13 protein-coding genes are annotated in these 14,843 nt (G+C 36.3%); 3 read left to right on the top strand and 10 right to left on the bottom strand.

All coding sequences use genetic code 11. From position 1 onward, the window contains the following. Positions 1 to 94 precede the first annotated feature (94 nt). The 6 genes from manA to IGK21_RS02560 all read right to left on the bottom strand — a co-directional run bounded on the left by manA (position 95) and on the right by IGK21_RS02560 (position 8,039). Positions 95 to 1,054, bottom strand: coding sequence for a mannose-6-phosphate isomerase, class I (gene manA / locus IGK21_RS02585; protein ID WP_010720024.1), 960 nt, complete (start codon positions 1,052 to 1,054; stop codon positions 95 to 97). 38 nt (positions 1,055 to 1,092) lie between these two features. Further along, the gene (locus IGK21_RS02580) at positions 1,093 to 2,118 is read right to left on the bottom strand and encodes a serine hydrolase domain-containing protein (RefSeq protein ID WP_010720025.1); all 1,026 of its coding nucleotides are present in this window, start codon (positions 2,116 to 2,118) and stop codon (positions 1,093 to 1,095) included. Between the two features lie 589 nt (positions 2,119 to 2,707). After that, on the bottom strand, positions 2,708 to 3,556 hold the full coding sequence (locus IGK21_RS02575) for a VOC family protein (RefSeq protein WP_181914807.1): 849 nt from the start codon (positions 3,554 to 3,556) through the stop codon (positions 2,708 to 2,710). A 209-nt stretch (positions 3,557 to 3,765) separates the two neighbouring features. Continuing rightward, the gene (locus tag IGK21_RS02570) at positions 3,766 to 5,655 is read right to left on the bottom strand and encodes an ABC transporter ATP-binding protein (protein WP_010738420.1); all 1,890 of its coding nucleotides are present in this window, start codon (positions 5,653 to 5,655) and stop codon (positions 3,766 to 3,768) included. After that, positions 5,652 to 7,379, bottom strand: a complete 1,728-nt coding sequence (locus IGK21_RS02565; RefSeq protein ID WP_034699574.1) for an ABC transporter ATP-binding protein — start codon at positions 7,377 to 7,379, stop codon at positions 5,652 to 5,654. Before IGK21_RS02565 ends, IGK21_RS02570 begins: the two co-directional genes overlap by 4 nt. 15 nt (positions 7,380 to 7,394) lie before the next feature. After that, the gene (locus tag IGK21_RS02560) at positions 7,395 to 8,039 is read right to left on the bottom strand and encodes a TetR/AcrR family transcriptional regulator (RefSeq protein WP_181918537.1); all 645 of its coding nucleotides are present in this window, start codon (positions 8,037 to 8,039) and stop codon (positions 7,395 to 7,397) included. A gap of 218 nt (positions 8,040 to 8,257) precedes the next feature. Here IGK21_RS02560 and IGK21_RS02555 point away from each other — a divergent pair, with 218 nt between their 5' ends. Continuing rightward, positions 8,258 to 8,878 (top strand): NAD(P)H-dependent oxidoreductase, encoded by a 621-nt coding sequence (locus IGK21_RS02555; RefSeq protein ID WP_063626569.1) that lies wholly within the window; start codon positions 8,258 to 8,260, stop codon positions 8,876 to 8,878. Positions 8,879 to 9,053: 175 nt separating this feature from the next. Here the strand turns inward: IGK21_RS02555 and IGK21_RS02550 are convergent, their stop codons facing one another. Continuing rightward, complete coding sequence (locus tag IGK21_RS02550) at positions 9,054 to 10,208, bottom strand: AI-2E family transporter (protein WP_010720031.1); 1,155 nt, start codon at positions 10,206 to 10,208, stop codon at positions 9,054 to 9,056. A gap of 8 nt (positions 10,209 to 10,216) precedes the next feature. After that, on the bottom strand, positions 10,217 to 10,570 hold the full coding sequence (locus tag IGK21_RS02545) for a PTS glucitol/sorbitol transporter subunit IIA (protein WP_034699568.1): 354 nt from the start codon (positions 10,568 to 10,570) through the stop codon (positions 10,217 to 10,219). 136 nt (positions 10,571 to 10,706) lie between these two features. On the opposite strand from IGK21_RS02545, the gene IGK21_RS02540 reads away from it, so the two are divergent. Then, on the top strand, positions 10,707 to 11,738 hold the full coding sequence (locus tag IGK21_RS02540) for a lactonase family protein (RefSeq protein WP_181914806.1): 1,032 nt from the start codon (positions 10,707 to 10,709) through the stop codon (positions 11,736 to 11,738). 1 nt (position 11,739) lies between these two features. Then, a complete protein-coding gene (locus IGK21_RS02535) occupies positions 11,740 to 11,901 on the top strand; it encodes a hypothetical protein (protein WP_010720034.1) in 162 nt (53 codons plus the stop codon). Positions 11,902 to 12,303: 402 nt separating this feature from the next. Here the strand turns inward: IGK21_RS02535 and IGK21_RS02530 are convergent, their stop codons facing one another. Further along, positions 12,304 to 12,738 carry a hypothetical protein gene (locus IGK21_RS02530; protein WP_010738426.1) on the bottom strand — a complete coding sequence of 145 codons (435 nt, stop codon included), beginning with the start codon at positions 12,736 to 12,738 and terminating at the stop codon, positions 12,304 to 12,306. Positions 12,739 to 12,831: 93 nt separating this feature from the next. Then, positions 12,832 to 14,682 (bottom strand): LTA synthase family protein, encoded by a 1,851-nt coding sequence (locus tag IGK21_RS02525; protein WP_178306425.1) that lies wholly within the window; start codon positions 14,680 to 14,682, stop codon positions 12,832 to 12,834. Between the last annotated feature and the right edge of the window lie 161 nt (positions 14,683 to 14,843).

Genomic DNA, 14,843 nt, shown 5'->3' with positions numbered 1-14,843 from the left:
AGACATTCACAACACAAGGCTCAGTTTTTTTATTTCACAACACCAATCAGAAAAAATGACCATCTGCAAAGTTAACTAATAAATCACTGATTCTTTATTTCGATGCTTTACCTGGTTCAGAGGCAATGATTGATAACTCTCCTTGAACCGTCCATTCTGTCACATCATTTGGTAAAATAAAACTTGCCCCTTTAGTTAATGGGTAAATTTTTTCATTAACAACTAACTCTCCTGCTCCATCGATTACTGTCGCTAATGTATAAGGTGCTTGTTTTTTAAATGATGTAATTCCTTTGATATCCCATTCATAAACATTAAAAAACTCGGTCTCTAAATACGTAACGATCGAAGAATTCCCTTTACGTACTTCTTTCATTTGAATCTGTGGCGTAATAGCTGGAACAGTTGTCACATCAATTGATTGTTGGATATGCAATTCACGCGTATTGCCATTGGCATCTTTACGGTCATAATCATATACACGATAAGTCGTGTCCGAGCTTTGTTGCGTTTCTAAAATCATGATCCCTTTACCAATTGCATGGATCGTTCCACTAGGGACATAGAAAAAGTCGCCTTTTTTAACTGGGACTTTTTTCAATAAGTCATCCCAACGACCCTCTTGGATCATCTCAGCAAGTTCTTCTCTTGTTTTTGCATGATGACCATAAATGATTTCTGCTCCAGGTTCAGCATCAATGATATACCAACATTCTGTTTTTCCTAACTCACCTTCGTGCTTCATTCCATAAGCATCATCTGGATGGACTTGTACTGATAATTCATCTTCTGCATCTAAGATTTTAATTAATAATGGAAAGACAGGCTCAGTTGGGTTGCCAAACAATTCCTTGTGGTTTTGCCATAACTCGTCTAATTTTTGTCCTTGGTATTCACCGTTTTCAACGACACTTACACCATGTGGATGTGCGCTGATCGCCCAATCTTCACCGATTTTATCATTAGGTATATCAAATCCAAATACTGATCTTAAACGGCTGCCTCCCCAAATTTTTTCTTGAAAAACTGGTTTTAAAAACATAGGTTCTTGCATAGTTCAAACTCCTCTCAATGTTCATAGTTATTATAGCATCATTTTTTTAATAACGCTTTCTCTTTCAAAAATTTTTCAACAATTTCATCACGACAACGAATATAAGCTTCACGATGATCCGTTGGATGGATACGGTTTGATAAGAAAATAAATGCTTCTTGTTCAATAATGTCAATTAGTAAGAACGTGCCCGTATAACCAGTATGAAAAAGAATTGGTTGCTGTTGTTCTAATCCTTTTTTTAAATCCCATCCTAAGGAACGATTGCCTTTTTTCGTTGGCGTATGATCTTGTAAAAGTGAGCGAATCGTTTGTTCTTCTAAAAAACGCCCATTTTCAGCTTTCCCTAAATTCAAATACATTTTTACAAAGGTAATACTGTCCTCTAAATCAAGAAACAACCCAGCATTTCCTGCATGCTCAGCGAGTACTCTCGCTTTAGGATCATGTGTAACTCCCCGCAAAACCTCACCTGAAGCGAGTTGTTGTGTGGGAACAATTCTTTTGGAAGGATACGGTAAAAAAGTACTGTGCATCATCCCTAAAGGCGCTAATACTTGTTCTTCAAATAATTCTGTGGCTGGCTCTTGGAAAATCTCTTCAAGCATCAATCCTAATAAAATCGTGCCTGCATCTGTATATTTCACTAATTTCCCTAACTGATCACCAGGTTGAAGCTTTAAATAGGCTTCGATCAGCTGTTCTTGAGAGAGTTGATCTCGATTAGGAATCCAAGTTTCAATATTTGATGTATGAGTCAGTAAATGTCGTATCGTGATTGTTTCATTTTCAAAAGCCGGTAAATAATGGTGTAACGGTTTGTCTAAGTCGATTTTACCATCTTCCCACAAGCGTAACACTAGACTGGTGGTAGCGATCACTTTTGTTAAAGAAGCCACATCAAATAATAGATCTGCTGTCATTGGTTGGGTTTCAGGTACGATCTGTGCATGACCTGCTGAAAAAGTTTCAACATGCTTATGCTTAATAAACGCACCAACAACCCCAGGATAATAACCTTCTTCAAGTTTATTTAAAATCAACTGTTTCGTTTCTGGGTACATTTTATTCTCCTTCTCTGTCGAAGAAATCAATTTTTGTTCATCATGCTAAGTCAAATCATATAGCTTTCTCCAAGAGGATGCAAGTAGATAAAGGTCGTGAAAACATCGGGTAGCTCCGATGACAATAAGAAAGAATTTTTTGAAACAGCTCCTCATGTTTTGAAAAATTCAGGCTTATTTCAAGGAGCTGATGTTTGAACGCCGTGGATAAAGGTTGTGAAAAGAGCGTTTTGCCCTGAGTAATAAGGAGGAAAATCTCGAAACAGCTTTCCATGTTTTGAGATTTTTTGACTTATTACCGAAGGGCAGCTCTTTGAACACCGTGGATTAGGTCGTGATAGAAGCGTTCAGCTCCAATGACAATAAGAAAATTTTTTAAATCAACTTTTCTTCTATCCTCTTGTATCTTAGAGAAACTTCTTTAGTTGAAGAGTTGTTTCTGGTATCTCTTTATATATTGAACAAAAAATCAGCTTTCGATTTCCGTTGCTGCTTGTGATGCGCTTTTCCAACAATGAACAAAAGCAAAAGCCCCTAAACATCAAATCGTTAGGAGCTATTTCTACCTATTCAATTATTTGTCTTCGCTTTATTTTTTGGCTTTTTTTGTATCGATCACAAACCACCATTCGATACCAATCGCATCATAAATTGTTAACACAGTATGTCTTTGATCAATAAAGAAGTCAACTGCAGTTTCATTTAAATGCTGAATCAACTGTTCCATGCTTTCTTGATCAATCACGAATTTCAAGAAATCTAAACCTAATACTTCATGAGTCGGCAATGCTAATGCCTCACTATTTGCTTCTGAGATTCCTACATGGAAGTTCCCTTCATTTAAAACATGTAATCCGTTCTTTTCTTCCCGAACTTTTAGTCCCAGTAAATCACTTAAAAAACGGCGTTCTTCTTCGCTATCAAAAACGTTTAAATGGATTTTTTCAAAGTAAGAATTAGCGGATAATTTTTTGTAACGCTCTTCTGACTTACGTAATAATGACTCTTGATCCATTGCTTCTGGTTGATTTCGTTCTTGAACATTGTCCTCTTCGTGATAAATTTCTAATTCGTTACCTTCTGGATCCTTAAGTAAGATCCCCATGCGCCCTCGATCTTCTAACGCATCTTCAATTGGATAGTTTGTTTTACGGATACGGGAAAGGATATCAGCCATTTCTGCTACCGTTGGAATAATCAATGAAAAACGTTTCAGTTTTTTGATTTCCCCAATGTAATCATGCGCTCTAGGACTTTCTTCTAGCAATAGCATCTCACTATTTTGCTCTTGTGTCCCTAAAATAGCTAATTCATTTTCTTCCCGTTTCAAATCAAAACCGATCGTATTTTTGTAAAAATCAATCATTTTATCTCTATCTTTAACCCGGATTGCTACACTTTTTAGGTAAGTAGTAGACCCCAATTTAAATTCTTTCATTTTTCTTGCTCCCCTCTACGTCCAGCTTTATTTTAACGATGCTTCACATTTCTTTCAAGCAATAAATGGGTTTTTATTAAAAAAAATGTGAGAATTTTCGCATTTTCCACGCAATACTGCAATTATTTTTAAATAACATTCATTATAATAAATAAAACGCATGGAACGCTTCAGATGCTCTTTCCATGCGTTTTACTATTAATGAATTGTTAAGAAACAGCTTCTTCGGAAAACTGGCTGTTATATAAATCAGCATAAAATCCATCTTTTTCCATCAATTGATCATGATTTCCTGTTTCAACAATTGAACCATGGTTCATGACAATAATGTTATCGGCATCTCGAATGGTTGACAGACGGTGAGCTACTACAAAGCTTGTTCGATTTTCTAATAAACGATTCATCGCTTTTTGGATCAAAATCTCTGTCCGAGTATCCACACTAGAAGTTGCTTCATCAAGTATCAATACATCCGGATTAGCTAAAAATGCCCGAGCAATCGTGATTAACTGTCGTTGCCCTTGGGAGATGTTGCTGGCATCTTCATTTAATACCGTTTGATAACCTTCAGGCAGTTTGCGAACAAAGTCATCAACATGGGCAGCTTTGGCTGCTTCAATCACTTGTTCGTCAGTTGCATCATCGTTTCCGTATTTGATATTGTCGTAGATGCTACCTGTAAATAGCCATGTATCTTGCAGAACCATTGAAAATTGAGCACGTAAGTTATCTCGAGATAAATCTCTCGTATCTACCCCGTCATAACGGATACTTCCGCCAGAAACATCATAGAAACGTTCTAACAAGTTGATCAAGGTCGTTTTACCAGCACCAGTTGGACCAACAATTGCCACCATTTCTCCAGGTTTCACATCCAGATTAAAATCTGTCATCAATAGTTGATCTTTGGTATAACCGAATTGAACATTTTCAAAACGAACTTTATATGGTGTATTCTCTTCAACAGGTAACCCAGATTTTTTATCAGACATTTCCTCTTCATCTAGCACTTCAAAAACCCGTTCCGCAGATGCAACAGTTGACTGGATCGTATTCATTAAACTTGCAAGTTGAGTAATCGGCTGTGAGAATTGTGTCGTATATTGTAAGAACGCTTGAACGTCCCCAAGTGTCATATTCCCATTTGCAACTTTGACCCCACCTAATACAGCAACAAATACATAGCCAAGATTTTTAACGAAGTTCATCAAAGGCATAATGATGGCAGAGATAAACTGCGCTTTCCACCCAGCAGCATATAACTTGTCGTTTTCTTCTTCAAAAACTTCTTGGTCTTTGGCTGTATGATTGAAAGTTTTGACGATCGTATGACCACCATAGGTTTCTTCTACTTGGTTGTTTAAGAGACCTAAACTTTTTTGTTGATCTGCAAAAAAGACTTGGGATTTTGGTGCAATGATCATCACGACGATCAAACTCAATGGAATCATCAGTAAAGCCACTAACGTCAATTGCCAACTAATAGAAAGCATCATAACGATGACACCGATCAAAGTAACTGCACTTGTTACAAACTGTGTTAAGTTTTGTTGAAGGGTACTGGCAATATTATCCATATCATTGATTGCACGAGACATGATGTCTCCATTTGTATGTGTATCATAATAAGAAATCGGTACTCGATTCATTTTTGCTTCTAGATCATGACGTAACTCATAAACTGTTCGTTGTGATACTCGTGTCATAATAAATTGTTGCAAGAAATTGAATACTGCAGAAATCAAATACATCACAATAACCGTGGCGATGATTTGAGCAATTTTATCAAAATCAATTGGGAATTTAGAAATTTGTTGCCCCGCTTGCATTTGTTTTGCACCAGCCATCACCCCATTAAAAATCTCAGTAGTTGCTCTCCCTAATACTTTTGGTGTTTGGATCTGGAAAATGACTGCTGCAATCGCTAATACAAATACAGCAATGATCGCAACCGAGCGTTTTGACATATAGCCAAATAAACGTTTCACTGTGCCCCAAAAATTCTTTGGTTTTTCTCCTTTTGCCCCAATGTTTCGACCGGGTCCGTGACCGCCGCCAGGCATTGGTCGTTGAGAAGGTTTGGTCGTTCCTTTACTCATGCTAGATCCTCCTCTCTTAATTGTGAATGAACGATTTCCTGATAGGTTTCATTCGTTTTAAGAAGTTCATCGTGTGTGCCTTTGCCAACTAGTTTTCCTTCATCAAGGACTAAGATCATATCCGCATCCATTACTGTACTTACTCGTTGTGCAACTAAAACCGTAATACTTTCTTTCATATTTTGTTTTAAAGCTTGACGTAATTTTGCATCTGTTTTAAAGTCCAAAGCCGAGAAAGAATCATCAAATACATAAATGTCAGCTGGTTTGACTAATGCTCGAGCAATCGCCAAACGTTGTCTTTGCCCACCAGAAAAATTCCCTCCGCCTTGTTCAACATGGCTGTCTAAGCCCTCTTCCATTTCTGAAACGAAGTCTTTGGCTTGGGCGATTTCTAACGCTTTCCAAATCATTTCATCAGTAGCATCTGCTTTACCGTACTGCATGTTTTCTCTGATCGTGCCAGAGAACAACATGGCTTTTTGTGGAACAAAGCCCATCAATTCACGCAAATTATACTGAGTCATATCGGTAATACTTACACCATCAATCTTGATTGTTCCTGATTCGACATCGTATAGTCGTGGGATAAGGTTGACTAAAGTAGATTTACCCGAACCAGTTCCACCAATAATCGCAACAGTTTCGCCTGATTTTGCTGAAAAATCAATATCTTCTAATGCCAGCTTCTCAGCTCCATGGTACCGGTAGTTGACATGTTCAAATGAGATTGTGGCAGCTTTACCTGCAGGAGTCACCTCAGTTGGGTTCTCAGGATCTGAGATACCTACTTTTTCATCTAATACTTCATTGATCCGATCAGCAGAAGCTTGCGCTCGAGGGACCATGATAAAAATAGCTGAAAGCATCATAAAGCTAATTAAAATTTGCATAGCATACGTCATAAATGCAATTAGGTTTCCGACTTCTAACGTCATATCTGCTATGTAGTGTCCACCAAACCAAGTAATTGCTACGTTTGTTCCACTCATAATCAAAGTCATCATCGGCATCATCAATGCGACAATCGTGTTGACTTTAATTGCTGTATTTGTATAATCTTTGTTCGCTAAATCAAAACGATTTTCTTCAAAACGTGTCTTATCAAACGCTCGGATTACCCTTACCCCTGTTAATCCTTCACGAAACACTAGGTTCAAACGGTCTGTCTTCTTTTGCATGCTCTTGAATAGTGGTACCGCAAAAAACATGATTCCGCCGATCACCACTAGCATGATTGGAATAACTACTAAGAAAATTTTGGTTAGTTGATGATCTTTTTGATAAGCAAGAAAGCTTGCGCCAACCAACGTGATCGGTGCATTGATCATCATTCTTAAAAACATTTGCGTAACCATCTGGATTTGTGTCACGTCATTAGTTGTACGGGTAATCAAGGATGCTGTACCATATTTGTCAAATGCATCTTTTGTTAAACTTTCAGATTTTTTATAAACATCGGTACGTAATTGCTTTCCTAATTTTTGTGACTCACGTGTAGCAAAAAAGGTATTTGCGATTGCTGCGATGATACTAATCAAAGAAAAACCGATCATAACAAAACCTGTTTGCCAAATATAATCAACATCACCTCGTGCTACACCTTTATCAATGATATTTGATGTGAGCGTCGGCAAATAAAGATCTGATAAAACTTGGATAACCATGAACAACGTGGCTGCAATAGCTGAAGTCAGTGAAATCCGTTTGACGATTTTTAGCATGTAATTCCCCTCTTTCTATCGATATACGCCGTCTTTCAACCATGATAGTTTTAATTTAAATTCTTTAATGGCATGATCCACGGAGTAATTTTCGTTTTTTGAAAATGATTTATAGGCATGAGCAATCGTAGTAAAGACGATATTCATGATCAATTGGATCAGTAGTTCCAGTTCATGATCATCGTTTACTTTCAGTGTCGTTCGATCAATCAATCCAATTAATTCTTTTGCCTCTTTTTGATGTTTTGCATGTGAATGACGCTGATCATCTTTTGTATGTGGCACGACTTTACGAGAAGCACGATAGTCCAAGTTCATGAAAAGATTACGATAAAAAGAAGCATTTTCCCCGACTAAAATCTCCCGAATGATTTTAGTAAAATAAAGCTCGAATCCTTCGAATAAATCCCCATCGACATCTTTTATCAGTTGGAACATATCTTTTGAACTATCACGTCGAACAGTTTCAAAATAATAATAGTAAAGATCCTCTTTGTCTTCAAAATACTGATAAAAACTACCTCTAGGGATTTCTGCGATCTTCACGATATTTGCGATGGAAGCATCTTTTAATGGTACTCTGGAAAATTCAATCCTAGCTGCTTCTAATAAACGTTTCTGCTTTTCCTCTGGTAGATGAAAAAAAGTTTTCGTAGGCATCTTTTTCCTCCTTCCTAAAATGACACACTGTCACATGACACTATGTCATTATAACACCAAGAAGATGTTTTGCAATGCTTTTCCATATTTTTTTCATGAAAAGACTAAAAAAATTCATAATTAAAAATCGAACCTTAAAAAAACTTGATAGCCTTTTCGCTTTCAAGTAAACTAGCTATGTTAGTCAGATAACAAGTCAGCTTAAAGGAGAGAATATTATGGCATCAGTTTTAGTAGTAAAAGGGCACCCATTAACTGCACAGGAATCACGTTCAGTTAAAGCATTAACAACTTTTTTAACTAGTTACAAAGAAAATCATCCGGAAGATGAAGTGACTGTTTTAGAGCTTTATCGTGATGATATCCCAGAAATCGATGAAGAATTACTTTCAGGATGGGAAACACTTCGGGCAGGTGCTGAGTTCTCTACTTTGTCTGAAAGTCAACAACAAAAAATTGCTCGTTTCAATGAATTGACCGACCAATTTCTTGCTGCAGACAAGATCGTTATTGCGAATGCTTTATGGAACTTGAATATTCCAACAAAATTAAAAGCTTGGTTTGACACCGTCAATGTCGCTGGCAAGACATTCCGTTACACTGAAAACGGACCAGAAGGATTAGTTTCTGGTAAAAAAGCTTTGCACATCCAATCCAACGGAGGCATTTATAACGGTCAAGACTTCGCTTCTCAATATGTCAAAGGCATCTTAAACTTTGTCGGTATCGATCAAGTGGATCAATTATTTATTGAAGGTATCGACTATACCCCTGACCGTGCAGAAGAATTGATGCAATCAGCTTTAGATAAAGCTGCAGCATTTGGTCAAACGTTCTAATAAAAGCTACTTGCACGTTTACTATAAAGTTAGTCCCTTACTAACTTTGATTGTTGCATAGCGAGTACCTAAAAATTTCTTAAAAAAATTAAAAAAAAACGAAGAATCTCGAAAATAGTTAAACTATTTTCGCTTTCTTCGTTTTTTTAGTCATGTGTTTTTAGTGCACAATTGGTTAGTCACTTTGTTTTTCTTCATATAAACTAGAGATAGTTGTATACCATTCAAAAACATGTGAGATAACCACTTTTGCTGCAGCATATACTGGAATACCTAAAATCACACCGACGATTCCAAACAGCTTCCCAGAAGTTAATAAAACTAATAAGATCGTGACCGGATGGATCGCCAATTGATTTCCTAAGACTAATGGAGAAATCAATCGTCCTTCAATCGTTTGTTCTAAAGCAAACACGATCAATACTTTGATCAACATGATCGGTCCCGCCACGATTCCTAAGAATACGGCCGGGATCATTGCTAAAAATGAGCCTAGATAGGGAATCAAATTTAAAAAGCCGGCAATGATCCCTAAGGTGACTGCATAATCAAGTCCAATGATCGCAAATCCAATCATAAACATGATCGCTACTGCAAAAGCCACCGTCAATTGTCCACGGATATAAGAAGAAACTTGATCGTTCATTTCACTTAATACTTTCAAAGTTGGTTTTCGCATACGTGTTGGTAGGAAATTCACAAAATAAGGGGCAAGTTGCTTGCCATCTTTCAATAAATAGAAAAGGATAAACGGCATAGTTAGCAAAGCAACAATAATCGTAGCAACTGCTCCCACAAAACTTCCTAAACTTTGAACCGTACTTTTTGAAATATCTTGGAGCATATCACCTGCTGAACTCATGAACTTATCGCCAGTAGCTTCCAATTGTTCCCTAAATTGGTTGAATAGAGGATCTCTTAGTATTTCTGTCAATTTATTATCGATCGTATCCACATATTGAGGAAAATGATTGATAAAACTCACGGTTTGCTCTTGGATTTTAGGAATGATTACCACTGTTCCCCAAGCAATCAGTGCCACGACTAATACAAATAACCCGATGATGCTATAGAGCCTTGGAACTTGGCGCTTTTCCAAATAGTCAACAACTGGATTCATCAAATAATACAAAATTGCCGCTAAAATAATGGGTAAGCCAACGATCGCCAAGAATTGCCAGATCGGGGCAAATAGATAGGACACCTTAGTAAATAAAAAAACGATCAATAAGATCAAAAGTACTACTAATAACGCAGTAACGACTTGATTATTTAAAAACCATCGCCAAAACCAAGAGACTGGTTTTGATCGCTTGTTTTTTCCTTCCATAATCTCACCTACTTGTATTTGATTTGTGTACCGACATGAATCTCAGGTAACTGATGTGGTGTTAAGTAAAGACCGTTCACAATACTATTTTCCTCAGAATAATGATCAAAAATCAGCGTAACATGCCCTACTGTGTTTAAATTTTCATTTGCCAATCTTCCCACATGTTCAATCTGATATTCTTGTTGATCAAAAAAAAGTGAATCCCCTTTTTTTAATGAAAATTTTTCGGTAGAAGTAATCTTTTGGATCACTGAATAGTTACGTAGTGTAGTTGTTGCTGTTCGATCAAATAAAATCAAGATCGGTTCTTGTTCACTTACTGCATTTTCTCCGATTTCTTTGATGGTTGCATGAATCATTTTATTCTCTCCTTTGTTACAAATTCTGTCGCTCAACTCTATATTCAGTATAACATATTCTCATTGTTTAACTCTCCTGTTTGAAATGTGCTAAAATAAACAAGGAACCTATTTCATACATTCTAGGAGGGATAAAATGAAAGAAAAAATCATTTTAGGGACGTACACAAGACGTGTGAGTGAAGGAATTTATACCATTGAATTAGATACAGAAAAAGCAGAAGTCTCAGGATTGAAGCTAGCTGTAAAAGAAAATAGTCCAACTTACTTAGCAAAAAGTGAAGCTGGTAATCTTTATAACGTCACAAGTCTGGACGGTTTAGGTGGGATCGGGGCTTATGATCAAGAATTCCATTTTTTGAATGCGGTAACAGAATCAGGCGCTCCTTTATGTTACGTTGCAGTTGATGAATCTCGTCAATTAGTATATGGTGCTAATTATCATAAAGGTGAAGTCAATGTTTATCGTATTTTAGACGATGGAGGTCTCGAAGCAACTGATGCCGTTTTTCATCAAGAAGCAACTGGTCCTCATAAAAATCAAGACCATGCACATGTCCATTATACTGATTTAACTCCAGACAACCGCTTAGTGGTTTGTGACCTAGGAACGGATCGGGTCTATACGTACGATGTATCTGATCAAGGAAAATTAACTATAGTTTCTGAATTTGTGGCAGAACCTGGAACTGGTCCCCGCCACCTTGTCTTCCATCCTGCAAATGAAACAATTGCTTACCTATTTGGTGAACTTGATAGTACTGTTCGTGTGCTTTCGTATAATAAATCCCAAGGCAGCTTTGAAGAAAAACAAAAAATTAGTACACTACCAGATGATTTTCAAGGAGAAAATGGTGGTGCTGCAATTCGTATTTCAGATGATGGTCGATTTGTATATGCTTCCAATCGTGGCCATAACTCAATTGCAGTCTTTGCAGTTTCTGAAAAGGAGCAACTGTTGGAATGTATCCAAATTATTTCTACTGAAGGCGATTTCCCTAGAGATTTCGCTTTAGATCCTACGAACGACTATGTCTTATGTGCCAATCAAAATACCGATAATCTTACGCTTTTCGCGCGAAATAAAGAGACTGGTTTACTAGAATTACGCCAAAAAGACATCTATGCACCAGAATGTGTCTGTGTTTATTTTGAAAAGGAGCAGTAACATGAACAAAGATGAAGTATTGGATCGATTACGGGAAGAGTTAGAAATTCCTTTTTTCCAAGGAAAGTTAGAAGAAAAAGAATATAGTGAAGCAGATTATCAAAAATTAAAACAAGATTTACTTCAATATTTTGATGATTATGTCAGAAATGTTGAAAATTAAATAAGTGATCGGAAAAGCGTTACTTGATTTGCTCATGACGAAAACTCGAAACAAGTTTTTCACGTTTCGAGTTTTTTTGCTTAGTGCTGAAACTCCGCCGGGTATATTATTTGTTCATCTGAACTACATTGTTTTCGGTGAACGATTTGTTGAGAGCAGCCTCTATAAGTTGAATTTGAATATGGAGGGATTGAGTTGAACTGAGACAAACGATCGGTAAATAGCAAAAACCGTCAAGTTGGTTAGGCTTGACGGTAAAAGTGAATTATTCGATCGAGTAATTCAAAATTGTTGTTGGTATAGGTTACTTTCATATAATAAGTGATTGACTGATTTTTATCATAAAAAACATATGATAATTAAATTAAAACACTCTATTTTTCAACGAAACTTTATACTGTTTTATTTTTTCAACAATAAATTTGTCATTTTTTGGATGGCTGAAGAAATATTTTCTGTCGCTTGATCCTGTTTTTCTTCAGAAGCATCAAATAAATCATGGTCAACTCCAGACTCTGGTTGGATACTTTGAGTCATTTCTTCACAACCAGCTACGTAGGAAGTATAGGCTTTTTCAAAACTTTTATGAATACCCATTACTTTTGCTGGTGGTCGCAACTGACTGATTTTTTTCAATATCACACGATATTTTTTTGTTCCTTCTTCAAACAAATGAACAATTTCAGCTAACTCTTCTGGAGACAAGTCTTCTGTTTTTTTCTGATCAATCGCTTCTCTGATCACTTGATATTTTGGATGCATCTGTTCACCGATCTCTTCCGTCTCTTTGACCATTCGATCGACTGATTGTACATAATAACCAATATTTGGTAACATTCTTTCTCCTACTTTCGATTTTATTTCTCTTTTATTTTACCTTTTTTTAGCACAATTGAATAGGCTTTCTAACCAGAGTAATAAAGTCATATGTTATTTTTCAAAAAAATTTGTTTGTAAACTGTATTTTTCTCCAGAAACAATATCATATTGAATCATCTCATAAGCTTGATAAAGTTCTGCTTGTTTTTTGTTTAATTGTGCTTCCCGATGCCATTGCCCCTCTTGGTAGTATAGTTCTCGCTCAAATGCTGGTAATTCATTTTGAAGTGCCAACAATAATTGATAAAAACCAGTTGTCTGTTGATTAGTCTGATTCATCAAGTCAGCAGCAAAATAAAAGGGACTTGTAACAGGAGCTTCGGTTTTTTCTAATTCTCCTTGACTATCAAACATCAAAAACTGTGTTTCGTGTAATGTGTGTTTCTCATTACTATTTTGAATGGTGTCAGAATAGATCCCTGGTAAATGATCTCCCCAGAAAACAACTAGTGTTCTTCTTGATAACTTCTTCAGTTCTTCCGTGAACGCTTTTAAGGATTGGCTACTATACGAAATATCTTGAAGATAATTTTCTAAACTACTTATCCCACTATTATCCTCTGTTTTGGCTGTATATTCGAGCTGCTGATATTTTCCATCATAAGGCATATGGGTTTGCATCGTCACAAGATGGATAAATTGGGGTGTATCGTCCTCTTTTAAAAGATCCATCACTTCTTGATAAGCAGAAGCATCAGAAATGTAGGGATTATCTTCAATGGTGTCTGTATACGTCATCGTATTTTCACTAATAAATTCATCAAAACCTAAAACCTCATAAACATCTTTTCTTTTGTACATCGAGGTGTTATAAGGATGGATCGCAGTCGTATGATAATTTTGATCTTTCAATGTTGAAACGATCGAAGGTAATTGATTCATTTTAGGTACTAGCATTGTGTAGGGTGTTGTTAATTGAGCATTGAATAGTCCCATTGAAAAACCAGTTAATGCTTCAAATTCGATATTGGCTGTTCCCCCACCATAATTTTGAGAAAGCATCTGACCACTATAAGTTTGATCAGCCACCGCATAATAATCTGCCAAAGGATCACCGGTAATTTCCACCCCATTCAAACGACTAGGATCTGAAAAACTTTCGCTCATCACATAAATGATGTTCGGTTGTTCTTCTGAGGCAGTTTTATTTTTTTCATCTGCCAGCTTTTGATAGTGTGATGTAATTTCCTTTATTTTTTCTTCGGAGTACCCTTTTGGCTTTTCCATTGGATCGATTTTTAAATTGTATAAGAAACCACCAATAAAACCTGTATTATAATAATTCATCTTTTGACTATAAGGAATCCACAAAGCCGTTTTGTTATATGCTTTACGTAATAAATTATTTGGGTTATTGAAATGACTAATATAAATTAGCGCAAAGATCGTAGTAAATAATGTGATCACTCGGATGGCTTGAAATTTCTTGTCTTTCTTAAAACTCCGATAGATAGCCCAGCAACCACCTGCTACCACCAATAGAATCATTCCTGCTAATAGATAAAACGAGATTGTGCCTGTCATATCTTTTAATAAACCAAACTCTTTGATCATCTTTAGGTCGTCGGGATAAATCGGTTCTTGTCGATAGGTCATTTTTAAATAGTTTGCGTAACCTAATATTCCAATGCCAACAAGATAAAAGAATGTTCCAAAGAGAAAAGAACCTAATACTGCCACTAAAAAAAGGAAGATCATTAATAACACTAAACAAGCTAATAAAAATTTTTCCGTATGCCACGAGAAAGCAAATTTTACAGCTAAATCAAAAGAAAGATCGTTTTGACACCATTGTAAATACAAATTACTTAGTCCAACGACAAAAACGATACTTATCGCCACTAATGTATATTTTAACCAATTTTTCTGTTTGACAGACAATTGATTGAGACTATCTTTTATATGTCTTTTCAAATGGATACTCCTTTAATTCATTTATTATTCGATACCGCTTTCCTTATTTTAATGATTTCCAGATAACAAGTAAAGAACTGTCTGCAAACCCTTATCTTTTTTTATTCGTTGTCCGATTTGATTGCTCACAAATTGTCGACTGCTCAATA

The sequence above is a fragment of the Enterococcus sp. DIV1421a genome, from assembly GCF_051711025.1.
Taxonomy (GTDB): Bacteria; Bacillota; Bacilli; order Lactobacillales; family Enterococcaceae; genus Enterococcus_B; species Enterococcus_B hirae.
Note: the sequence above shows the minus strand (reverse complement) of the source record. Positions and strands in the feature narration are given on the sequence as shown.

Excerpts from the sequence above, each read along its gene's own strand:
- IGK21_RS02565 (WP_034699574.1), bottom strand. The coding sequence starts at position 7,379 with ATGCTAAAAATCGTCAAACGGATTTCACTGACTTCAGCTATTGCAGCC.
- IGK21_RS02580 (WP_010720025.1), bottom strand. The coding sequence starts at position 2,118 with ATGTACCCAGAAACGAAACAGTTGATTTTAAATAAACTTGAAGAAGGT.
- IGK21_RS02550 (WP_010720031.1), bottom strand. The coding sequence starts at position 10,208 with ATGGAAGGAAAAAACAAGCGATCAAAACCAGTCTCTTGGTTTTGGCGA.
- manA (WP_010720024.1), bottom strand. The coding sequence starts at position 1,054 with ATGCAAGAACCTATGTTTTTAAAACCAGTTTTTCAAGAAAAAATTTGG.
- IGK21_RS02560 (WP_181918537.1), bottom strand. The coding sequence starts at position 8,039 with ATGCCTACGAAAACTTTTTTTCATCTACCAGAGGAAAAGCAGAAACGT.
- IGK21_RS02555 (WP_063626569.1), top strand. The coding sequence starts at position 8,258 with ATGGCATCAGTTTTAGTAGTAAAAGGGCACCCATTAACTGCACAGGAA.
- IGK21_RS02535 (WP_010720034.1), top strand. The coding sequence starts at position 11,740 with ATGAACAAAGATGAAGTATTGGATCGATTACGGGAAGAGTTAGAAATT.
- IGK21_RS02545 (WP_034699568.1), bottom strand. The coding sequence starts at position 10,570 with ATGATTCATGCAACCATCAAAGAAATCGGAGAAAATGCAGTAAGTGAA.
- IGK21_RS02530 (WP_010738426.1), bottom strand. The coding sequence starts at position 12,738 with ATGTTACCAAATATTGGTTATTATGTACAATCAGTCGATCGAATGGTC.
- IGK21_RS02570 (WP_010738420.1), bottom strand. The coding sequence starts at position 5,655 with ATGAGTAAAGGAACGACCAAACCTTCTCAACGACCAATGCCTGGCGGC.
- IGK21_RS02575 (WP_181914807.1), bottom strand. The coding sequence starts at position 3,556 with ATGAAAGAATTTAAATTGGGGTCTACTACTTACCTAAAAAGTGTAGCA.
- IGK21_RS02540 (WP_181914806.1), top strand. The coding sequence starts at position 10,707 with ATGAAAGAAAAAATCATTTTAGGGACGTACACAAGACGTGTGAGTGAA.